The 21,816-nt window shown below is 73.7% G+C and carries 16 protein-coding genes; 11 read left to right on the forward strand and 5 right to left on the reverse strand.

Translation table 11 applies throughout. From position 1 onward, the window contains the following. The first annotated feature begins 240 nt into the window (after positions 1-240). Positions 241-507 carry a hypothetical protein gene (locus ACWEJX_RS07270; RefSeq protein WP_403801552.1) on the forward strand — a complete coding sequence of 89 codons (267 nt, stop codon included), beginning with the start codon at positions 241-243 and terminating at the stop codon, positions 505-507. Here ACWEJX_RS07270 and ACWEJX_RS07275 read toward each other — a convergent pair. Beyond that, positions 482-2,317: an MFS transporter gene (locus ACWEJX_RS07275; RefSeq protein ID WP_451606541.1), complete on the reverse strand. Its 1,836-nt coding sequence runs from the start codon at positions 2,315-2,317 to the stop codon at positions 482-484. The genes ACWEJX_RS07270 and ACWEJX_RS07275 overlap by 26 nt on opposite strands. A 203-nt stretch (positions 2,318-2,520) precedes the next feature. Here ACWEJX_RS07275 and ACWEJX_RS07280 point away from each other — a divergent pair, with 203 nt between their 5' ends. From ACWEJX_RS07280 to mfd, 4 genes are all read left to right on the forward strand, one after another. Next, the gene (locus tag ACWEJX_RS07280) at positions 2,521-3,327 is read left to right on the forward strand and encodes an ABC transporter ATP-binding protein (RefSeq protein ID WP_451606542.1); all 807 of its coding nucleotides are present in this window, start codon (positions 2,521-2,523) and stop codon (positions 3,325-3,327) included. Continuing rightward, positions 3,324-5,903 (forward strand): ABC transporter permease, encoded by a 2,580-nt coding sequence (locus tag ACWEJX_RS07285; protein WP_451606543.1) that lies wholly within the window; start codon positions 3,324-3,326, stop codon positions 5,901-5,903. The genes ACWEJX_RS07280 and ACWEJX_RS07285 overlap by 4 nt, the downstream gene beginning before the upstream one ends. Positions 5,904-6,022: 119 nt before the next feature. After that, positions 6,023-6,298, forward strand: a complete 276-nt coding sequence (locus ACWEJX_RS07290; RefSeq protein WP_451606544.1) for a hypothetical protein — start codon at positions 6,023-6,025, stop codon at positions 6,296-6,298. 209 nt (positions 6,299-6,507) lie between these two features. Next, positions 6,508-10,038, forward strand: coding sequence for a transcription-repair coupling factor (gene mfd / locus ACWEJX_RS07295; protein WP_451606545.1), 3,531 nt, complete (start codon positions 6,508-6,510; stop codon positions 10,036-10,038). Between the two features lie 77 nt (positions 10,039-10,115). Here the strand turns inward: mfd and ACWEJX_RS07300 are convergent, their stop codons facing one another. Then, entirely contained in the window at positions 10,116-11,408 is a 1,293-nt protein-coding gene (locus ACWEJX_RS07300) for an SGNH/GDSL hydrolase family protein (RefSeq protein ID WP_451606546.1), read from the reverse strand. 60 nt (positions 11,409-11,468) lie between these two features. After that, entirely contained in the window at positions 11,469-12,056 is a 588-nt protein-coding gene (locus tag ACWEJX_RS07305) for a TetR/AcrR family transcriptional regulator (RefSeq protein ID WP_451606547.1), read from the reverse strand. Positions 12,057-12,148: 92 nt separating this feature from the next. Here ACWEJX_RS07305 and ACWEJX_RS07310 point away from each other — a divergent pair, with 92 nt between their 5' ends. Further along, positions 12,149-13,042 carry an SCO6745 family protein gene (locus ACWEJX_RS07310; RefSeq protein ID WP_451606548.1) on the forward strand — a complete coding sequence of 298 codons (894 nt, stop codon included), beginning with the start codon at positions 12,149-12,151 and terminating at the stop codon, positions 13,040-13,042. Positions 13,043-13,128: 86 nt separating this feature from the next. Further along, positions 13,129-13,881 (forward strand): N-acetyltransferase, encoded by a 753-nt coding sequence (locus tag ACWEJX_RS07315; RefSeq protein WP_451606549.1) that lies wholly within the window; start codon positions 13,129-13,131, stop codon positions 13,879-13,881. Positions 13,882-13,969: 88 nt separating this feature from the next. Here the strand turns inward: ACWEJX_RS07315 and ACWEJX_RS07320 are convergent, their stop codons facing one another. Both ACWEJX_RS07320 and ACWEJX_RS07325 read right to left on the reverse strand, forming a co-directional pair. Then, positions 13,970-14,758, reverse strand: coding sequence for a hypothetical protein (locus ACWEJX_RS07320; protein ID WP_451606550.1), 789 nt, complete (start codon positions 14,756-14,758; stop codon positions 13,970-13,972). Between the two features lie 58 nt (positions 14,759-14,816). Then, positions 14,817-15,566 carry a DUF4190 domain-containing protein gene (locus tag ACWEJX_RS07325; RefSeq protein ID WP_451606551.1) on the reverse strand — a complete coding sequence of 250 codons (750 nt, stop codon included), beginning with the start codon at positions 15,564-15,566 and terminating at the stop codon, positions 14,817-14,819. Positions 15,567-15,737: 171 nt separating this feature from the next. Between ACWEJX_RS07325 and ACWEJX_RS07330 the strand changes: the two genes are divergently transcribed. From ACWEJX_RS07330 to ACWEJX_RS07345, 4 genes are all read left to right on the forward strand, one after another. Then, on the forward strand, positions 15,738-17,858 hold the full coding sequence (locus tag ACWEJX_RS07330; protein ID WP_451606552.1) for an N-6 DNA methylase: 2,121 nt from the start codon (positions 15,738-15,740) through the stop codon (positions 17,856-17,858). A gap of 85 nt (positions 17,859-17,943) precedes the next feature. Continuing rightward, positions 17,944-18,531, forward strand: a complete 588-nt coding sequence (locus tag ACWEJX_RS07335; protein ID WP_451606553.1) for a hypothetical protein — start codon at positions 17,944-17,946, stop codon at positions 18,529-18,531. Next, positions 18,528-20,072 (forward strand): protein kinase domain-containing protein, encoded by a 1,545-nt coding sequence (locus tag ACWEJX_RS07340; protein ID WP_451606554.1) that lies wholly within the window; start codon positions 18,528-18,530, stop codon positions 20,070-20,072. Before ACWEJX_RS07335 ends, ACWEJX_RS07340 begins: the two co-directional genes overlap by 4 nt. A 305-nt stretch (positions 20,073-20,377) precedes the next feature. Beyond that, positions 20,378-21,784 (forward strand): hypothetical protein, encoded by a 1,407-nt coding sequence (locus ACWEJX_RS07345; protein WP_451606618.1) that lies wholly within the window; start codon positions 20,378-20,380, stop codon positions 21,782-21,784. Positions 21,785-21,816: the final 32 nt, after the last annotated feature.

Consider the following 21,816-nt stretch of genomic DNA (forward strand, 5'->3'; position numbering starts at 1 on the left):
GCACCGGCCACACCGCTCACCAGGTGCGATCAACGACGGCCTCCGCCTAGCCTTGTGCCGTACGAGCCCGGCGAGGTTCCCCGGCAAGGTCGGACGTGGTCGCGAAGCGACTCCTTCCACCGCCCGGCGGCACATGCCGGAGATCCGCCCGCCGGTGTGCGGGCCGCTGTCCGCCCCGCTCGTCCTCCTGGACCCCGCGGTGCCGGACGCCGGCCCGACGGGCGGGGGAAGGAGATCGTGATGCTCATCCACCACGCCTTCGAGGACGGCGTCCTGCACGTGTCGCTCCTGGTCGACCTCGACGTCACCAGCCGGGCCGCCGCCTTCCTGGAGACCGAGGCCCTCGTCCACTCCCACCGGCCCCGCCTCGTCCGTGTCCAGCTCCCCACCGCCGACCCCTCACCGGCCAGTCTGAGCGCCCTGTGCCGGACCCGCCGGCTCTGCGAGAACCTGCGGATCCCGCTCACCGTCGTCGGCCCGGTCAGGGTCGCGGAGGCCGCCCCCTAGGGCCCGGCCAGGACCCGCCGGCGTCCTCCGGGGCGTTCTTCTCCGGCTCCTCGTGCGGCTCGTGCGGCCCCGGCTCCTCATGCGGCTCGTGCGACCCCGGCTCCTCGTGCTCCTTCAGGACCGGGAAGCGGCGCGGCGCGACCGTCAGCAGGACCAGGACGGCGAGCGCCGCCGCGGCCGCCGCTCCCAGGTAGACGTAGTCGACGGCCGTCGCGACCGCGCGCCGCAGATGGTCGGCGGCCGCGACGGTCAGTGCGCCCGGGGTCTTCAGGTCGCGGACCAGACCGTCCAGGTCCCCGCCCCCGCCCCCGCCTCCGACCCGGGCCGCCAGGACGCCGTTGGCGACGGCCCCGAACAGGGCCGCGCCGACGCTCTGCCCGATCTGCCGCACGAACAGCACCGACGCCGTCGTCGTGCCCCGCTCCTCGTACGGGACGGTCGACTGCACGCCCACGACCAGCGGCAGCTGGAAGAAGCCCAGCGCTGCGCCGAGCAGCAGCATGAGCAGCGCCGGCTGCCACGGCTCGCCGGGGAAGGGCAGGAGCGGGAAGGCGAGCAGGACGAGGAGGGCCAGGGTCATGCCGAGCAGCGCGGTCTGCCGGAAGCCGATGCGGGTGTAGAGGCGGCTGGAGAGGGCCGCGGTGACGGGCCAGCCGAGCGGCATCGCGGACAGCACGAACCCGGCCGCGATCGGGCCGAGGCCGAGGACGGCCTGGGCGTACGTGGGGAGGAAGACGGTCGGCGCGACCATCACCAGGCCGAGCGCGCCGAGCGCCAGGTTGACGGCGGCGATCGTCCGGCGGCGCCAGACCCAGCCGGGGATGATCGGATCGGCGGCCCGCCGCTCGATGACGACGGTCAGGGCGGCGAGCACGGCCGCCCCGCCGAACAGGCCGAGTGACGGCGCCGACGTCCAGGGCCAGGCCACCCCGCCCTGGACGAGGCCGGTGAGGAGCAGCGTCCCGGTCCCGAAGACGGCGAGCGCCCCGGCCCAGTCGACGGCCACCCACCGCCCCGCAGACCGCCGCATCCCGTGCCGCACGCCGCCCCGGCGCCCCCCGTCCCGGCGCCCCCCGGGCCGCCGCGCCCCGACCCGTACGCCGGCCCCGTCCCGTACGCCGGCCCCGTCCCGTACGCCGGCCCCGTCCCGTACGGCCTCGGCGCCCCGTGCCGTCCGGGCGCCGGGCTCCGTCAGATAGCGGCCGATCAGCCACAGCGCCGCCCCGCCGAGTGGCAGGTTGACCAGGAAGATCCAGCGCCAGTCCGCGTACCCGGCGAGCAGTCCGCCCACCGCCGGGCCCGCGACGGCGGAGGTGGCCCAGACGGTGGAGAGCCGGGCCTGGATGCGGGGACGTTCCTTCAGCGGGTAGAGGTCGGCGGCGATCGTCTGGACCGTGCCCTGCAGGGCTCCGCCGCCCAGGCCCTGCACGACGCGGAAGGCGATGAGCGAGCCCATGCCCCAGGCGGAGGCGCACAGCACGGAGCCGGCGAGGAAGAGCGCGATGCCGGCGATCAGGACCGGCTTGCGGCCGAAGGTGTCGCTGAGCTTCCCGTACACCGGCAGGGTCACGGTCACGGCGAGCAGATAGCCGGAGAACAGCCAGGAGAAGACCGACAGACCGCCGAGGTCGCCGACGATCTGCGGTACGGCGGTGGCGACGACCGTGCTGTCGAGCGAGACCAGCGCCATGCTCAGCATCAGCGCGGCGACGACCGGCCCGCGTCGGGTCGCCCCGCTCGCCCCGGTCGTCTTCGCCCCGCTCGTCTTCGCTCCCGTCGCCCGTCTCGCGTGCGCCCCGGCCTCGGACATGCGGCCCACCTCTCCTCGCGCCCCCGCCGCCCGGCGGGTGCGTCGTACATCCAAGTGCGCCCGGGGCAGCCTCCCACCCCTACCTGGGTCGGAGAAACCCCTAGGGGTCCCTCCCTCATACAGCCCAGGGGCCGCTCGTACCGGCGGAGGACGAGACGCGGGGCCTGCCGTTCTTAGCTTGTTCTTACGAACACGGCGTACGAATGCATAGGAGAAATGGCGTGACTTCGGCTGTGAGCATCCTCAGGCCCGGGGGAACCGGGGGGAGTACGGCCGTCGCCGCGCGGGCGCGGCAGGTCGTCAAGGCGTACGGGTCCGGGGAGACCCGGGTCGTCGCGCTCGACCACGTCGACGTGGACATCGCCCGCGGGCGGTTCACTGCGATCATGGGCCCCTCGGGCTCCGGCAAGTCCACGCTCATGCACTGCCTCGCCGGCCTCGACACCGTCAGCGGCGGCCAGATCTTCCTCGGCGAGACCGAGATCACCGCCCTGAAGGACAAGAAGCTCACGCAGCTGCGGCGCGACCGGATCGGGTTCATCTTCCAGGCGTTCAACCTCCTGCCGACGCTGAACGCCCTGGAGAACATCACGCTCCCGATGGACATCGCCGGCCGCAGGCCGGACGCGGCGTGGCTGGAGCGGGTCGTCGAGACGGTCGGCCTCGCCGGGCGGCTGAAGCACCGGCCGGGCCAGCTCTCCGGCGGCCAGCAGCAGCGCGTCGCCGTGGCCCGGGCGCTCGCCGCCCGGCCCGAGATCATCTTCGGCGACGAGCCGACCGGAAACCTGGACTCGCGCGCCGGGGCCGAGGTGCTCGGCTTCCTGCGGCAGTCCGTCGACGCGCTCGGCCAGACGATCGTCATGGTCACCCACGACCCCGTCGCCGCCTCCTACGCCGACCGCGTCCTCTACCTCGCCGACGGCCGCATCGTCGACGAGATGCACCGGCCCACCGCGGACGCCGTCCTCGACCGTATGAAGGACTTCGACGCGCGCGGGCGGACGTCATGAGCGGGACCGTCCTCAGGACCTCGATGCGCAACCTCCTCGCGCACAAGGGCCGGATGGCGCTGTCCGCCGTCGCCGTCCTCCTCTCCGTCGCCTTCGTCTGCGGCACCCTGGTGTTCAGCGACACCATGAACACCACCTTCGACAAGCTCTTCGCCACCACCGCCTCCGACGTCACGGTCAGCCCGAAAGGCGCCGCCAAGGACGACGAGGTACCGCGGAACGGCCGGCCGGAGACGCTGCCCGGCGCCCTCGTCGCGCAGGTGAGGGCGGCCGACGGGGCCCGTAACGTCCAGGGCGTCGTCACCTCGACGGCCGTCACCGTCGTCGACTCCCGGAACGAGAACGTCGGTCCCGCCTCCGGCGCCCCGACCATCGCCGCCAACTGGACGCCGAACGAGCTGCGTTCGGTCGAGATCACCTCCGGCCACGCGCCGCGCGGCCCCACCGAGGTCGTCGTCGACGCGGGCACGGCCGGGAAGCACCACCTGAAGCTCGGCGACGAACTGCGCACGATCGCCGTCACCGGCGACTTCCAGGCGCGGATCTCCGGCATCGCCGAGTTCAAGGTGACCAACCCCGGTGCCACGCTCGTCTGGTACGACACCGCCACCGCGCAGCGTGAACTGCTGGGCCGGGAAGGGGTGTTCACGCAGATCACGGCGGACGCGGCGCCCGGCGTCAGCGATGCCGGGCTGAAGACGGCCGTGGTGGCGAAGATCGGTGCGGGCTACAAGCTGCAGACCGCCGCCGAGACCGCCGACGCCGGCCGCAAGGACGTCGCCGGCTTCCTCGACGTCATGAAGTACGCGATGCTCGGCTTCGCCGGGATCGCCTTCCTCGTCGGCATCTTCCTCATCGTCAACACCTTCTCGATGCTGGTCGCCCAGCGCACCCGCGAGATCGGCCTGCTGCGGGCCATCGGCTCCTCCCGCCGCCAGATCAACCGTTCCGTCCTCGTCGAGGCCCTGCTGCTCGGCGTCGTCGGCTCGGCCGCCGGTGTCGCGGCGGGCGTCGGGCTCGCCGTCGGACTGATGCAGCTCATGTCGTCGATGGGCATGGAGCTGTCCACGCAGGACCTCACCGTCCGCTGGACCACCCCCGTCGTCGGCGTCGTCCTCGGCGTCGTCGTCACCGTCGTCGCCGCCTTCGTACCCGCCCGCCGGGCCGCCAGGGTCTCCCCGATGGCTGCCCTGCGCGACACAGGCACGCCCGCCGACGGCCGGGCAGGGGCCGTGCGCGGCGGCATCGGCCTGCTCCTCACCGCCGCCGGCGCCGCCGCGCTGTGGACCGCGACCCGGGCCGCCGAGGCCGGCGCGGGCTCCCTGTGGCTCGGCCTCGGCGTCGTCCTCTCCCTCCTCGGCTTCGTCGTCGTCGGCCCGCTCCTCGCGGGCGGTGTCGTCCGCGTCCTCGGCGCGGTCGTGCTCCGCGTCTTCGGACCCGTCGGCCGCATGGCCGAGCGCAACGCGCTGCGCAACCCGCGCCGTACCGGAGCCACCGGCGCCGCCCTGATGATCGGCCTCGCGCTCGTCGCCTGCCTGTCGGTCGTCGGCTCGTCGATGGTCGCCTCCGCCACGGAGGAGCTCGACCGGTCCGTGGGCGCCGACTTCATCGTCCAGTCCGCCAACGGCCAGCCGATCGTGCCGCAGGCCGAGGACGCCGTCGCGAAGGCCGCCGGGCTCGACCACGTCACCCGCTACAAGTGGGTCGACGCCACCGTCACCGACGCGCGCGGCCGGCAGGAGAAGACCGGCCTCGTCGCCGCCGACCCCTCGTACGCCCAGGACGTGCGGCGCGCGACCACCGCGGGCAGCCTGGCGGAGGCGTACGGGCCGGGCGCGATGTCCGTCGGCAGCGCCTACGCCGCCGAGCACGGCGTCACGGTCGGCGACCGGCTCACCGTCGCCTTCACCGGCGGCCGGCAGGCCACCCTGCGCGTCGCGGCGATCACCTCCGACGACGCCCGGATCGACAAGGGCCGGATGTCCGTCGGCATCGCGACCGCCGAGCGGTACGTGCCCGCCGACCGCATGCCCAGGAGCTTCCTCGTCTTCGGCACCGCGAAGGACGGCCAGGAGGACGCGGCGTACGCGTCGATGAAGGCCGCCCTGAAGCCGTACCCGCAGTACAAGGTCGCCGACCAGGCCGACTACAAGCAGGAGCTCAAGGACCAGGTCGGCCAGCTCCTCAACATGGTCTACGGCCTGCTCGCCCTCGCGATCATCGTCGCGGTGCTCGGTGTCGTGAACACCCTCGCGCTGTCGGTCGTCGAGCGGACCCGCGAGATCGGTCTCATGCGCGCCATCGGCCTCTCGCGCCGCCAGCTGCGCCGCATGATCCGCCTGGAGTCCGTGGTCATCGCGCTCTTCGGCGCGCTGCTCGGTCTCGGTCTGGGCATGGGCTGGGGCACGGCCGCGCAGAAGCTGCTCGCCCTGGAGGGCCTGGGCGTCCTGGACATCCCGTGGCCGACGATCGTGGCGGTCTTCGTGGGCTCGGCGTTCGTGGGCCTGTTCGCGGCGCTGGTGCCGGCGTTCAGGGCGGGCCGGATGAACGTGCTGAACGCGATCGCGAGCGACTAGCCGCCGGGTCGGAGTCGGGCGGCGGGGGCGGACAATCCATCCGCTCCCGCCGTCCGTATCCATGGACAGGAACCCCTGCATCGCACGCCCGAAAGCGCTCCGTGAAAGGAAAAGCGATCATGAATCCCGTGAAGCGCGCAGCCCTTGCGGTGGCCTCCGCCGTCCTCATGGCGGGCGCCGCGGGTATCGGCGCGGGCACCGCTTTCGCCGGCCAGCCCGGCGCGTCCTGCGAGGAGAACCCCAACCAGCCCGGACATTCCGCGACTGCCCCTGGTTCCGCCTTCAACGAAGAAGGCAAGGCCGGCACCGTCTACGCGGGCGAACAGCCCCAGAACAGCAAGAACGTCCACTCCGTCTCCCAGTACGACGTGGCTTGCGTCCGGCCGACCCATTGACGTCGCTCCGACGTGAGGTCCGACGTGAGGTCCGACGCGAGGTCTGACGCGAGGGACACGAGGGACACGAGGGCCGGCCGGAATCCACCGGCCGGCCCTCGTGGCGCGCTGTGGCCCGGCGGCTGTCGGCGCCTCGGCGTACGCTGGAGCCCCCGGCCCGTGAGACGTGTCGGGCGGTTCGCGTTGCCCTCTGCCGGGATGGAAGACCCATGAGCCTGCACGGTCTGCTTGATGTCGTCGTACGAGACGCGGCCCTCGCCGAAGCGGTGAAGGCCGCGCGTGACGGCAACCGCACGCACGTCGACCTGGTCGGCCCGCCCGCCGCCCGCCCCTTCGCCGTGGCCGCGCTCGCCCGCGAGGCGGGGCGTCCGGTGCTCGCCGTCACGGCGACGGGCCGCGAGGCCGAGGACCTGGCGGCGGCCCTGCGCTCGCTCCTCGACCCCGACACGGTCGTGGACTACCCGTCGTGGGAGACGCTGCCGCACGAGCGCCTGTCGCCGCGCTCCGACACGGTCGGCCGCCGTCTCGCCGTGCTGCGCAGGCTCGCGCACCCGTCGCCGGACGACCCGGCGGCCGGCCCGGTCAGCGTGGTCGTCGCGCCCGTCCGTTCCGTGCTCCAGCCGCAGGTCAAGGGCCTGGGCGACCTGGAGCCCGTGGCGCTGCGGACGGGCCAGACGGCGGATTTGAACGAGATCGTCGAGGGCCTGGCGGCGGCCGCGTACTCCCGGGTGGAGCTGGTCGAGAAGCGCGGTGAGTTCGCGGTCCGCGGCGGCATCCTGGACGTCTTCCCGCCGACCGAGGAGCACCCGCTCCGGATCGAGTTCTGGGGCGACGACGTCGAGGAGATCCGTTACTTCAAGGTCGCCGACCAGCGTTCCCTGGAAGTCGCCGAGCACGGTCTGTGGGCCCCGCCCTGTCGCGAGCTGCTGCTGACCGATTCCGTACGGGAGAAGGCGGCGGCGCTCGCCGAGCTCCACCCGGAGCTGGGCGAGCTGCTCGGCAAGATCGCCGAGGGCATCGCCGTCGAGGGCATGGAGTCGCTGGCTCCGGTCCTCGTCGACGACATGGAGCTGCTGCTCGACGTCCTGCCCAAGGGCTCGATGGCGGTCGTCTGCGACCCGGAGCGGGTGCGGACGCGCGCCGCCGACCTCGTCGCCACCTCGCAGGAGTTCCTGCAGGCGTCGTGGGCGGCGACGGCGGGCGGTGGCGAGGCCCCGATCGACGTCGGCGCGGCCTCGCTGTGGGGGATCGCGGACGTCCGGGACCGGGCGCGCGAGCTGGACATGATGTGGTGGTCGGTGTCGCCGTTCGCGGCGGACGAGACCGTCGGCGCGGACACACTGAAGCTGGGCATGCACGCCCCGGAGACGTACCGCGGTGACACCGCCCGCGCCCTGGCCGACACCAAGGGCTGGCTGGCCGACGGCTGGCGCACGGTGTACGTGACCGAGGCGCACGGCCCGGCCTCCCGCACCGTCGAGGTCCTCGGCGGCGAGGGCATCGCGGCCCGTCTCGACGCCGACCTGAAGGAGATCGCCCCGTCCGTCGTGCACGTCGCGTGCGGCGCGATCGACTACGGCTTCGTCGACCCGGTGCTGAAGCTCGCGGTCCTGACGGAGACCGACCTGTCGGGCCAGAAGGCCGCCGGCAAGGACGGCCAGCGGATGCCGGCCAAGCGGCGCAAGACGATCGACCCGCTGACCCTGGAGGCCGGCGACTACATCGTGCACGAGCAGCACGGTGTCGGCCGCTACATCGAGATGGTGCAGCGCACCGTGCAGGGCGCGACCCGCGAGTACCTGCTCGTCGAGTACGCCCCCGCCAAGCGCGGCCAGCCCGGCGACCGCCTCTACATCCCGACCGACCAGCTGGAGCAGGTCACCAAGTACGTCGGCGGCGAGGCGCCGACGCTGCACCGGCTCGGCGGCGCCGACTGGACGAAGACGAAGGCGCGCGCGAAGAAGGCGGTCAAGGAGATCGCCGCCGACCTGATCAAGCTCTACAGCGCCCGCATGGCCGCGCCCGGCCACGCCTTCGGTCCCGACACGCCCTGGCAGCGCGAGCTGGAGGACGCCTTCCCGTACGCGGAGACGCCCGACCAGCTGTCGACGATCGCCGAGGTGAAGGAGGACATGGAGAAGACGGTCCCGATGGACCGGCTGATCTGCGGCGACGTCGGCTACGGCAAGACCGAGATCGCCGTACGGGCCGCCTTCAAGGCCGTCCAGGACGGCAAGCAGGTCGCCGTCCTCGTGCCGACGACGCTGCTCGTGCAGCAGCACTTCGGCACCTTCTCCGAGCGCTACTCCCAGTTCCCCGTCAACGTCCGCGCGCTGTCCCGCTTCCAGACGGACACCGAGGCGAAGGCGACGATGGAGGGGCTGAAGGAGGGCTCGGTCGACGTCGTCATCGGCACCCACCGCCTGTTCTCGTCCGAGACGAAGTTCAAGGACCTGGGTCTCGTCATCGTCGACGAGGAGCAGCGCTTCGGCGTCGAGCACAAGGAGCAGCTGAAGAAGCTCCGCGCCAACGTCGACGTCCTCACGATGTCCGCGACCCCGATCCCGCGCACCCTGGAGATGGCGGTCACCGGCATCCGCGAGATGTCGACGATCACCACCCCGCCGGAGGAGCGGCACCCGGTCCTCACCTTCGTCGGCCCGTACGAGGAGAAGCAGATCGGCGCGGCCATCCGCCGCGAACTGCTCCGCGAGGGCCAGGTCTTCTACATCCACAACCGCGTCGAGTCCATCGACCGGGCGGCGGCCCGGCTGCGCGAGATCGTCCCCGAGGCGCGGATCGCGACGGCGCACGGGCAGATGTCGGAGCAGGCCCTGGAGCAGGTCGTCGTCGACTTCTGGGAGAAGAAGTTCGACGTGCTCGTGTCGACGACGATCGTCGAGTCCGGCATCGACATCTCCAACGCCAACACGCTGATCGTGGAGCGCGGCGACAACTTCGGCCTGTCGCAGCTGCACCAGCTGCGCGGCCGGGTCGGCCGTGGCCGGGAGCGCGGCTACGCCTACTTCCTGTACCCGCCGGAGAAGCCGCTGACCGAGACCGCCCACGAGCGCCTCGCGACCATCGCCCAGCACACCGAGATGGGCGCCGGCATGTACGTGGCCATGAAGGACCTGGAGATCCGCGGCGCGGGCAACCTGCTCGGCGGCGAGCAGTCCGGCCACATCGCGGGCGTCGGCTTCGACCTCTACGTCCGGATGGTCGGCGAGGCCGTCGCCGACTACCGGGCCTCGCTGGAGGGCGGTGCCGAGGAGGAGCAGCCGCTGGAGGTCAAGATCGAGCTCCCGGTCGACGCGCACGTCCCGCACGACTACGCGCCGGGCGAGCGGCTACGCCTCCAGGCGTACCGCGCCATCGCCTCCGCCAACTCGGAGGCCGACATCAAGGCCGTGCGCGAGGAGCTCACCGACCGCTACGGCAAGCTGCCCGAGCCCGTCGAGAACCTTCTCCTCGTCGCCGGCCTGCGCATGCTGGCCCGGGCCTGCGGCGTCGGCGAGATCGTCCTCCAGGGGCCCAACATCCGTTTCGCGCCCGTGGAACTGCGCGAGTCGCAGGAGCTGCGCCTGAAGCGCCTCCACCCGAAGTCTGTCATCAAGCCGGCCGTCCACCAGATCCTGGTGCCGCGCCCGACGACCGGGAAGATCGGCGGCAAGCCGGTGGTCGGCCGCGAACTGCTGGCGTGGACGGGCGAGTTCCTGGCGGAGATCCTCGGGTCGTAGCCGTCCGGGGACGTGTACGTATACGGGTGCGGGGCGCGGGGCCGGATCGGGTCCGCGCCCCGCACCCGCGACGGGTCCTACAGCTCGTCGAGGTCGAGCGCGTCGGCCATCGCCCGGTAGCCGGCGTCGCCCGGGTGCAGGTGGTCGCCGGAGTCGTAGGCGGGGAGTATGCGGTCGGGGTCGGCCGGGTCGGCGACGGCGCGGTCGAAGTCGACGACGGTGTCGTACGCGCCGGAGGTGCGGACCCACTCGTTGAACGCCTCGCGCTTCGCCTCGTTCTCCGGGGTGAAGTAGAAGGATCCCTTGATCGGGGTGAGGGTGGCGCCGACGACCTTGATGCCGTGGGCGTGGGCCTGCCGGATGAGGGTGCGGTGGCCCTCGATGAGCTGGTTGACCGAGACCTCGGGGGTCGGGCCGCCGGGGAAGGCCGGTCCGCTGCCGCCGATGTCGTTGATGCCCTCCAGGAGGATGACCGTGCCGACGCCCTTCTCCGTCAGCACGTCCTTCCTGAAGCGGGCGACGGCCTTCTCGCCGGCCCAGGTGGTGTCGTTGGTGACCTCGTTGCCGCCGATGCCGTGGTCGAGCACGGCGCGCGGGCGGCCGGTGGCGGCGAGGCGCTCGGCCAGCTCGTCGGGGTAGCGGTTGTCGGCGCCGAGGGTGGAGCCGACGCCGTCGGTGATGGAGTCGCCGAAGGCGACGATGCCGTCGCGGCGGGGCCCCTGCGCCGTGGCCGGGCCGCCGGAGACCTCGACGCCGGAGAGGTAGTACCAGGACGTGCTGGTCTCGGTGAAGGCCGCACCCGACTCGTCGGCGCGGTGGTCGCCGGAGGCGCGGTAGCTGGTCGCGGAGGCGAAGTGGTGGAAGGTGGCCGGGCCGGTCGGGCCCGCGAGGTAGAGCGTGACGGTGACGGATTCGAGCGCGTGGGTCCGGAACGGCACGCCGTCGCTGAGGAGGGTGCCGCCGGCGGGCACGGTGGCGGACGTGCGGCCGCCGCCGAAGGTGAGCGCGCGGACCGAACCGGGCTCCACGGAGCCGCCCTTGGCGGTGCGGGCGACGGTGGCGCCCGTGATGTGCAGCGGGGTGGAGCCGTAACGGTTGGTGAGCTCGATGCGGGCCTTCGTGCCGCCCGTCGTGACCCGCACGGTCTGGCGCACGGTCTGGTCGTCGAAGCCCTGCGTGGACCAGTTGGGGCCGAACGGGGCCGTGGGGGACTGCGGGGACGCGGCCCAGGCGCCGTGCCAGTTGGGCTGCGAGGCAGGGTGGGAGGCCGGCTGCGCCGCCGCGGTGGCGGACGTGGCGGGCAGGGTGGTGACGGTGAGCGCGGCGAGCAGGGCGAGCCCTGCGCTGCGGAGGGTGGCGCGGCTGTTCATGTCTGGTCCCCGTTGTCTTTGTGACTGCGTGTGACAGGGACAAGGCGTGATCGACTCGGGCTATTCCCGTGCGTTGTCGGTGAGTTGAGCGGAACCGAGCAGTCCGGTCAGTGCGCGGAACGTCTCGCCCGGGTCCCGCCCGCCCAGCGGGTCGTCCAGGTTGTGGGTGAGCAGGAGGGTCGCGAAGCCGTGCGCGAGGGACCAGGCGGCGATGCCGGTGTCGCGGGCGACGGCCGGGTCGGCGGCGAGGGTCGCGGCGCCGCTGCGGAGTTCGGCGGAGGCGCGCGCCCTGGCGGCGAGCAGCTCGGCGTCGTCGGCCCGCTCCCGGTACAGGTCGGGCTGGAACATCACCTGGAAGTGGGCGGGGTGCGCGGCCGCGAACCGTACGTACCGCACTCCGCGCTCCCGCAGGTCGGCCGCGCCGGCGAGGGCCTCGGCGAGCAGGTCGTAGCCCTGGGCGGCGATCGCGGTGAGCAGGCCCGTGCGGTCCTTGAAGTGGTGCGCGGGCGCGGCGTGCGAGACGCCCGCCCGGCGCGCGAGGTCGCGCAGGCTGAGCGCGCCGGGGCCCTCGGTCGCGATGACGTCGAGGGCGGCGGTGAGGACGGCCTGCCGCAGGTCGCCGTGGTGGTAGGTGCGCCGGTTGGTCATGGCAGCAGGGTACGCGGAATCTTGTCATTGACAAGTTCGAGCGACGGGAGCAATCTAGGCACTGACAAGATGAGTGATCGGGAGAAGTCGTCATGACCGTGGAGGCAACCGTGGGAACGTCCGTCGCACCGGCCCGTGTCCGCCAGCTGTGGCACCTGCTCGAACCCCTGCACTCGGTGCTCTACTACGCCCCCGAGGCGTTCGACGAGGCAGCCGACCTCGGCTACGACGTGTCCGACCGCTGGCCCAGCTACTTCGCCTGGCGCGCCGCCGCCCTCGGCCCGGTCGGCGCCGAGCGGGTCGCGTCCGCCTTCTACACGTTCAGTCCCGAGAAGGTCGCCCGGCACGTCCCCGCCGCCTGGGAGGTCGCCGCGCCCGCCGACGTGCTCGCGGGCCGGCTGCGCGCCGTCGACCGCGCGTACCGCACGATCCTCGGCGACGAGCTCCTCGCCAGCCCCGGGATCGCCGAGGCCGCCGCCCTCGCCCGCCGCGCCGCCGCGGCCGCTCCGACGGCCGGGCGCCCCATGGCCGCCGCCCACGCCGAACTCCCCTGGCCCGACGCCCCGCACCTCGTCCTCTGGCAGGCCGCGACGATCCTGCGCGAACACCGCGGCGACGGCCACCTCGCCGCCCTCGTCACCGCCGGTCTCGACCCCGCCGAGTCCCTGGTCTCCTTCGCGGCCGTGGGCGCCGCCGCCGAGGCCACCTTCGAGACCCGCGGCTGGTCCGCCGCCGACTGGTCCGCGGCCCGCGCCCGCCTCGCCGCCCGTGGCCTCGTCCACGCCGACGGCACGGCGACCGACGCCGGCCGCGCCCTGCGCGCCGAGGTCGAACTCCGCACGGACGAGCTCGCGGCCGCGCCGTGGGTCGCGCTCGGCGCCGAGGCGACGGCCCGGCTCGACGAGCTGCTCGGCGGCCCGTGGCTGACGATCGTGGGCTCGGGCCTGCTGCCGTCGGAGAACACGCTGGGCATCGGCAAGGTGTGAGCGACCCGCGCCCGCCTCGCCCCTGCACGCCGACCTGCACGGAAAATCGTTTCACCAGCCGCCCCGGCGCGCATAACCTCGCGCGCATGGACCTGCACATCACGACGCTCGCCGAACGCCCCGCCCTCGCGGTGAAGCTGTGGCAGATGAAGGACCTCTGGCCGGAGTTCATGATGTACGACCCGGTCGGCTGGAGCCACATCGGGCGGATCGTGGCCGAGTTCCCGGAGTACGTGCTCGTCGCGACCGACGGCGCCGACGGCGAGGACGTCGTGGCGCGCGGCTTCAGCGTGCCGTTCCGGCTCCGGGCGGAGGGCCGCGGCGAGCTGCCCGACACCGGCTGGGACCAGGTCCTCCTCTGGGCGTTCGCGGACCTGCGGCACGGCCGCACGCCCGACACCGTGAGCGCCATCGAGATCACCGTGGCCACGAGCGCGCTCGGCAACGGCGTCTCGCACCGCATGCTGGCCGCGATGCGCGACAACGCCCGCCGCCTCGGCCACACCGACCTGGTGGCGCCGCTGCGGCCGAACGGCAAGCAGCTGGAGGCCGGTTCCTCCATCCACGAGTACGCCCACCGCACCCGCGCGTCGGACGGCCTGCCGCACGACCCGTGGCTGCGCGTGCACGTGCGGGCCGGCGGCACGGTGGAGAAGGTGGCGCCGGCGTCGATGACGATCGGCGGCTCCCTGGCGCAGTGGCGCTCCTGGACCGGTCTCCCCTTCGACACCGACGGCCCGGTCGAGGTCCCGGGCGCGCTGGTCCCGGTGCACTGCGACACGGCCCGCGGCTACGCGGTCTACGTCGAGCCCAACATCTGGGTGCGCCACCGGCTGTGAGCCGCGTCGACAACCACGCAACACGCGAGCGGCGTGAGGACCACCCCCCTCCGGAGGTCCTCACGCCGCTCGCGTTCTCACCGGCTTCTCAGCCGAGGCTCTTCTCGTCCACCACGCTCTTCTTCGGCGGGGTCTTCGCCTCCACCGGCTTGTCGAAGCCGGAGAGGGTCAGCGTGCCGGGCTCCGAGCCGCCCGTCGTCACGATCCGCAGGACGTACGGGGTGCCCTCGGTGGCGACGTACACGGTGCTCTTCTCGCCGCCGGCGTCCTGGGTGAGGGGGAGCGCCTTCCGGCCGTCGACCGTGGTCTCCTTCCCCTTCACCACCCCCGCGTACGGCCCCTCGAAGTCGGCGAGCAGGGTCTTCAGGTCGCACAGGTCGAGCATGTCCTTGGCGTCCGGGTCCTTGGCGTCGGTCTTGATCCAGCGGCCCTTGAGCTGCTTCATGACCTGGCGCTGGACCTCGGCCGACTCGCCCTTCGTCTGCTCCTTCAGGAAGGCCTTGTCGAAGCGGAGGTAGACGGCCTTGTCGGCGGGGCGGATGAGCTCGGCGGTTCCGGTGGCGCCGATGGTCATCGTGCCGGTGCACCTCCCCTGGTGGTCGGTGGACACGTACGCCTTCATGGGGCCGTCGGAGGTCTTGTAGTCGATGTCGAGGCTGAGCGACTTCGCGGACTTCGTCGTGGCCATGGCCTTGTCCGCGATCTGGGATCCGGTCAGTCCCGCGAACGGGCCGGTCGCCTTCGGCTTGCCCGAGCCCGGGCCCGCGTCCGAGTCCATGGTGTCGAAGGGGCCGCAGGCGGTCGCACCCAGGGCGAGGGTGGCGGCGCACAGGGCCGTGGCGAGGGCGGCACGGCGCGGGCGGGCGGTGGCAGACATGGTGGTTCTCCGAGGGGGTGGTACGAGGGGAGGGGGCGGGACCGGCGCGGGGGCGGAGTCAGCCGAGCTTCAGGTCCCACTGGACGCCGGCGTAGTCGCCGCCCGGGGCGACCTCGACCATGAGGTTCTCGGCGGCGGCCGGGGTGTCGAAGGCGAAGGTGGCCGTGGCCTTCTTACCAGGCAGGACGGAGCCGGTGAAGCCGCCGCCGACCTTGTCGTCGGTGATCTCCTCGGCGGTGGCGCCGTTCGTCCCGGTACGGCCGCTCAGCGAGGTCAGCGTGCTGTCGAAGCTCTTCTTGCCGCCGTTCTCGATGGTGACGGTGACCTGCCACGCCTTGTTGCCCTTGGTGTGGCCGGCCGCGAACTCGCCCGGCGTGTACGCCTTCGGCTCGGACACGGTGACCCTCAGCTTGTCGTCGTACTCGGAGGTGTCACCGGCCGCGAGGGGCTTGCCGCCCGGGTTCTGCACGGCCGGGGCGGTGGCGCTGGGCAGGTCCTTGAGCGTCTTGTCGATCTCGTTCACCGCGTCGTTGACCGCGGTGAACGTGATGACCGCGCCGACCACCGAGAGGACCAGCCCCGCGAGGCCCAGGATCGCGCCGGTGAGCGCGACTCCCTTGTTGTCCGCCTCGCCGCGCTTCACGCGGCCCTTGCCGACCAGGCCCAGGATCAGGGCGATCAGGCCGAGGACGCCGGCGAGCCAGAAGAAGAGCGGGATGAGACCGGAGAGCGTGCCGATGATGCCGAGGATCAGGGCCGCGGTGCCGAGCCCGTTCCGCATGGCCACCGGAGCCTGCGTGTACGACATGTGTCCTCCCGGACAGTGAGTTTGTCTGGCGCGATGGATCAATCACAGCAGAGCCTGTGAACCGAGTCAACACGGTTCACAAAGTTTTGGTCAGCTCACGCTGTGAAGTGGTGTCGCCAGCGTTGGTCAGTAAGATCGGTGTCACACACGAGGGCACGAGGGGAGCGGCACATGCCGGAGAGCGCAGCCGAGGCGACCGCAGCCGAAGCGACCGCAGCTGAGGTGACCGCCGCGGGCATCGCCCGCCTCGCCGGGGTCGGCCGGGCGGCCGTGAGCAACTGGCGCCGCCGGCACGCCGACTTCCCCAAGCCCGTCGGCGGCACGGAGACCAGCCCGTCCTTCGCCCTCGCCGACGTCGAGGAGTGGCTGCGCGTCCAGGGCAAGCTCGCCGAGGTCCCGCTGCGCGAGCGCGTCTGGCAGCAGATCGCCGGCCACCCCGCGGGCCCCGTCACCGCCCTCGTGCACGCGGGCTGCGTCCTTCTCCTCGTACGGGACCGGGCCGGTGCCTGGCCCGCGCTGGCCGCCGCGCCCGACGAGCGGCTCGCGGAGGTGCTCCCCGTGCCGCTGGAGGAGACGCTGACCGAGCGCCTCGGCCTCCCCCGGTCGGTCCGCACCCCGGCCGCCCACGAACTCGTCCCGTCCGTCCCGCTCCTGCGCGGAGCCGCCGACCTGGCCGCCGAGACCGGCCCCGCCGACGCCTTCGAGTTCCTGCTCGGCCGCCACCTGGACGCCAATCCGCGCCAGTACACGCTCACCCCGCCCGGCCCCGCCGCCCTCATGGCGGCCCTCGCCGGCCCCGCCGCCACCGTCCTCGACCCCGCCTGCGGCACCGGCGCCCTCCTCCGGGCGGCCACCGGCGCCACCACCCTCTGCGGCCAGGACGCCGACCGCGACCTCGCCGCGCTCACCGCCCTCCGCCTCGCCCTCGGCGGCGGGACGGCGACGACGGCCAAGGCCAAGGGCCCCACCGTCCACGTGCTGCCCGGCGACACCCTCCGCGCCGACGCCTTCCCGGCCCTCGCCGTCGACGCCGTCGTCTGCCACCCGCCCTTCAACGAGCGCAACTGGGGCCACGACGAGCTCGCCTACGACCCGCGCTGGGAGTACGGCTTCCCGGCCCGCACCGAGTCCGAGCTGGCCTGGGTCCAGCACGCCCTGGCCCGGCTGCGCCCCGGCGGCACCGCCGTCCTGCTCATGCCGCCCGCCGCCGCCTCCCGGCGCTCCGGCCGCCGCATCCGCGCCGACCTGCTGCGGCGCGGCGCGCTGCGGGCCGTCGTCGCGCTCCCGGCCGGCGCGGCGCCCCCGTACGGCATCCCGCTCCACCTCTGGGTGCTGCGCAGGCCCGTCCCCGGCGCCCGCCCGCCCGCCGAGCTGCTCCTCGTCGACACCGCGACCGAGACGAGCGCCGCCGGCCGCGACCGGCTCGACTGGCCCGCCGTCGAGACCGCCGTCCTCGCCGCCTGGCGCCCCTTCGACCAGGACGGCACGCTCGCCGAGAGCCCCGGCGAGAGCCGGTCCGTGCCCGTCATCGAACTCCTCGACGACGACGTCGACCTGGCCCCCGCCCGCCATCTCCCGCCGCCCGCCGCCGCCGAGGGCGCGGCCCAGCTCGACGGCGTGCGCGACCGCCTGACCGCCGCCCTGCGCCGTACCCGCGAGCTGACCCCGCCGCCCGCCGCCGACACCGGCGGCCCGGCCGGCCGCTGGCCCGTCACGACCGTCGGCGAGCTGGCCCGGGCCGGCGCCCTCACCCTCCGCGCCGGCGGCACCGGCACGACCGCCGCCGGGACCGCCCCCGTCGCCGTCCTCACCGACACCGACGTGCTCGCCGCGCAGCCGCCGTCCGGCACCCTCCCCGAGGCCCCGCCCGGCGAACCCGCCGAGGAACCGGCGCTGCTCGCCGCCGGCGACGTCGTCGTCCCGGTCCTCGGCGGCGGCTCGGTCGCCCGGGTCGTCGACGCGGCCGACCGGGCCACCACCGGCGCCGCCCTCGGCCGCAACGTGCACCTCCTGCGCCCCGACCCGGCGGCCCTCGACCCCTGGTTCCTCGCCGGATTCCTGCGCGCCACCGCCAACAACCGCCAGGCCAGCTCGTACGCCTCCACCGCCACCCGGCTCGACGTCCGCCGCCTCCAGCTGCCGCGCCTGCCGCTCGCCGAACAGCGGCGGTACGGGGACCGGTTCCGGGCCCTCGCGGAGTTCGAGGAGGCGCTGCGGCTCGCGGGCCGGCTGGGGGAGCAGCTGGTGCAGGGCATGTACGACGGCCTGGCGGACGGCACGGTCGCCCCCTGATCGTCCGTTCCGTACAACCTCTGGGTGGCTGTCGGAGTCGGTGTATACGCTCGTCTCCGACAGACGGTTCGATCCAGGAGCAGTTATGTACGGCCACGGCTATCCGCAGCCGACGCCGCCTCCGCAGCGGGGGGTGCCGGCGTCCGTCATCGTGCTGCGCGTGCTCTTCGCCGTGCTGCCGCTGCTCAGCATCGGCTTCCTGACCTGGGCGACGGCGCTGCGCATCGCCCTGCTGACCCGCAAGGTGTGGGACTGGATCCTGCTCGCCGTCTCGGTCGCGGTGGTCATCGCGGGTCTGGTGCTGATGCCGGACGACCCGGACGCGTCCCGGGCCGACTGGGTCGTCGGGATGATCCTGCTCAACGCGGTGGCGTTCACGGCGTACTTCCTGGTCGTCGACATACGTCACGACCGCGCACCCGCCGCACCGGCCCCGGTCCTGCCGCCGTCCCCGTCCCCGTCCCCGTACAACCCGTACGCGGCGACGGTCCCGGCGCACCAGCCCCAGCCCGGCTACGACTACCCGCAGCCCCAGCCCCAGTCCCAGCCGCAAGCGCAGCCCCAACCCCTCACGCCCCCGAACCCCCGCATCCACCAGGTCCGCGCCGAGCTCGACGAGCTCAGCGACCTCCTCCGCAGAGAGCCGAGAGACCCCCGGGAAGGCGGCCGGTGAACGGCCGGATCGTCGGCGGGCGTTACGAGCTGGCCACCCTCATCGGCCAGGGCGGCATGGGCCAGGTCTGGACAGCCTACGACGGCCGGCTCGACCGGCGCGTCGCGGTCAAGCTGCTCCAGCCCGCCGGCCTCAGCGGCCCGGCGACGGCCGCCGACGAGCTGCGGCGCCGCTTCGTGCGCGAGTGCCGGGTGACGGCGCAGGTCGACCACCCGGGCCTGGTCACCGTGCACGACGCGGGCAGCGACGGCGACGACCTGTACCTGGTCATGCAGTACGTCGAGGGCGCGGACCTCGCCGACCACCTGGCCGAGCACGACCCGTATCCGTGGCCGTGGGCGGTGTCGGTGGCCGCGCAGCTGTGCGCGGTGCTCGCCGCCGTGCACGCCGTGCCGATCGTGCACCGCGACCTCAAGCCGCGGAACGTGATGGTCCGCCCGGACGGTGCCGTCACCGTGCTCGACCTCGGCGTGGCCTCCGTCCTCGACACCGACACCACCCGCCTCACGCACACCGGCTCGCCCATCGGCAGTCCCGCCTACATGGCGCCCGAGCAGGCGATGGGCGGCGCCGTCGGCCCGTACACCGACCTGTACGCGCTCGGGGTGACGCTGCACGAACTCCTCAGCGGCAACGTGCCCTTCGCCGGCTCCACCGCCCTCGGCGTGCTGCACCGGCACCTGTACGAGCCGCCCGTGCCCGTGCGCCGGCTGCGGCCCGAGGTGCCGGAGGCCCTGGAGGCGCTCGTGCTCCGGCTGCTCGCCAAGGACCCGCAGGCCCGGCCGTCGAGCGCCGAGGAGGTGTACGAGACGCTGCTGCCGCTCCTCCCGCAGCGCGGCGCTCCCGGCCCCTCCGGACCGCTGGACCCGACCCGCCCGTTCCGCCGCCCGCACGCGCCCTGGCCGCAGCGCCCCGCCGCCCAGGCAGCCCCGACGGCCCCCGCGACGCCCGCCAGGCCGGACGTGGCGGCCGCCGTGGACGAGGTGAAGCGGCTGCTCGGCGAGGGCTCGATCACACAGGCCGTGGACATCCTCGGCGGCATCCTCCCGGCGGCCGCCGCCGAGCACGGCGAGCAGTCGCCGGTCGTCCGCATCCTGCGCAAGCAGTACGCGAGCACGCTGATGGACGACGGCCAGTACCGCCGCGCCCTGCCCGAGCTGCGCCGGCTCGCCGCCGACCGGGCGGCGGAGGCGGGCCCGGCCGACCCGCAGACGCTGGAGTTCCGCTTCGACGTGGCCCAGTGCCTGGAGCAGCTCGGCGACCCGGCGGCGGCGCTCGCCGAGTACCGCGCCCTGCTGCCCTTCCAGCAGTCCGCCGAACCGGGCTCGCGGGCCTTCGACATCCGGCACCGGATCGGCCTGCTGCTGCTCGCGATGGGCGACCACGCGTCGGGCCGGAGCGAATTGCGGGCGCTGCTCTTCGACGTCGAGCGCACCCAGGGCCCGTACCACCCCCTCGCCGCCGAGCTGCGCCGCGCGCTCGACCACCAGCGCCAGCTGGACCCGAGGAGCTCCCAAGAGGCGTACGGCTGGGGCCCTTAGGCCAGGGGCCAGGTAGAGCTCCGCCCCGTGCCGCTCCGGCCTCGGCGCCCGTCGGCCGCGTCGTCCGCCGCCGCCCCTCGGCGTCAACGTGAGGATCCGCCCGTCGGCATCCGGTCGGAGTGCGGCCGCCGTCGCGCTAAACTCCCGAGCACTCTTCACCCGATTGCCCGGTTTTGCCCTGCGTCCGTCTCTGGCACCCCACCTCGTAGAGGGCACGGCGAATGACCACCCTTACCCTGCGCGCGCCGACCGCCCGCGCGACCGGTCGACGACCGCTGCGGAACGGCACGTTCCTCCCCGCCGCCGTGGCGGTGGCGTTCGTGCTGGCCCAACTCGTCCTCGTGCGACCGGGGATAGGGCTCGGCTGGGACGAGACGGTGTACGTCAGCCAGGTCAGCGGCCACGCGCCGGCCGCCTTCTTCAGCGCACCGCGCGCCCGTGGCGTCTCGCTGCTGGCGGCGCCGATCGCCACCTGGTCGTCGTCGACCGCCCTGCTGCGGGTCTATCTCGCCGTCCTGTCCGGGCTCGGGCTCCATCTGGCCCTCCGCGTGTGGCGGCCGCTGTTTCCCGTGAAGGTGCTCGCCCTGGGCGGCGCCCTGTTCTCCTCCTTGTGGGTGACGCTCTTCTACGGCCCGCAGGCGATGCCCAACTACTGGGTGGCGATCGGCGCCCTCTGCGGCGTCGGCTGGTTCCTGCGCGCCCAGGCGGACCGGACCCTCCGCACCCCGCTGTGGGGACTCGCCGCCGGCGCGGCACTGGTGGCGCTGATGCGTCCCGTGGACGCGGCGTGGGTGAGCCTGCCGCTGATCGTGGCACCCCTCGTCGTACGCCGGTGGCGGCACACCTGGCTGCTGGTCGCACTCGCCGCGGGACTCGCCGCCGGGGCCGCCGAGTGGATCGTCGAGGCGTACACCGGTTACGGCGGCCTGGTCCGGCGGCTTCACGACGGCTCGCTCATCCAGGGCGGGCTGCACTGGAACATCGCCGTCGACGACCAGATGCGCAGCCAGAGCGGCCGGGTCCTGTGCCGTCCGTGTACGGGCGGGATGCCGAACCCGGTGCTGTTCCTCTGGTGGCTCGCCCTGCCGGCGCTCGCCGCCGTCGGCCTCGCCGTGGCGGTCCGGACCCGGCGGGCCGCGGTCACCGTGCTCCCCCTGGCCTGCGCGGTGGCGGTGGCCTTCCCCTATCTGTTCCTGATCGGATACGCCGCTCCCCGCTTCCTGCTGCCGGCCTACGCCCTGATGGCGATCCCGGTCGCCGACGGCCTCGTCCGCCTCGTGCGACTCCCGCGCGGAACCGGACGTACGGTCGCGGCAGGAGTGGCCGCGGTGGCGCTCGTCGGGCACCTGGCGGTGCAGGGTGCCGTACTGCGCCAAGTCGTCGGGCGGGCGACGGGCAGCCACGAGAACTGGGCACGGACCGCCGCCGCACTGCACCGTGCCGGAGTCCGGCCGCCCTGCCTGCTCACCGGGGAGGACACCGCCGCACCCCACATCCCCATCGCCTTCTACGCCGCCTGCTCGTCGGCCGACACCGACGGCCACAACGCCAACACGACGCCCGAGGCGCTGACCCGCACGGCGCGGCGGATCCCGGTGGCGGTGCTCACGTCCCGGACGGCCCCTCCTCCGGCGTACGCCCACGGCTGGCCGCTCGTCCACGTGGACCGGCAGGTCTACGCGTACATCGCGCCGGTGGCAACGCCCCGGTAGCAGCGGCGCGATGAGCACCACAGCGCAGGTCT

Source organism: Streptomyces sp. NPDC004788, from assembly GCF_053601115.1.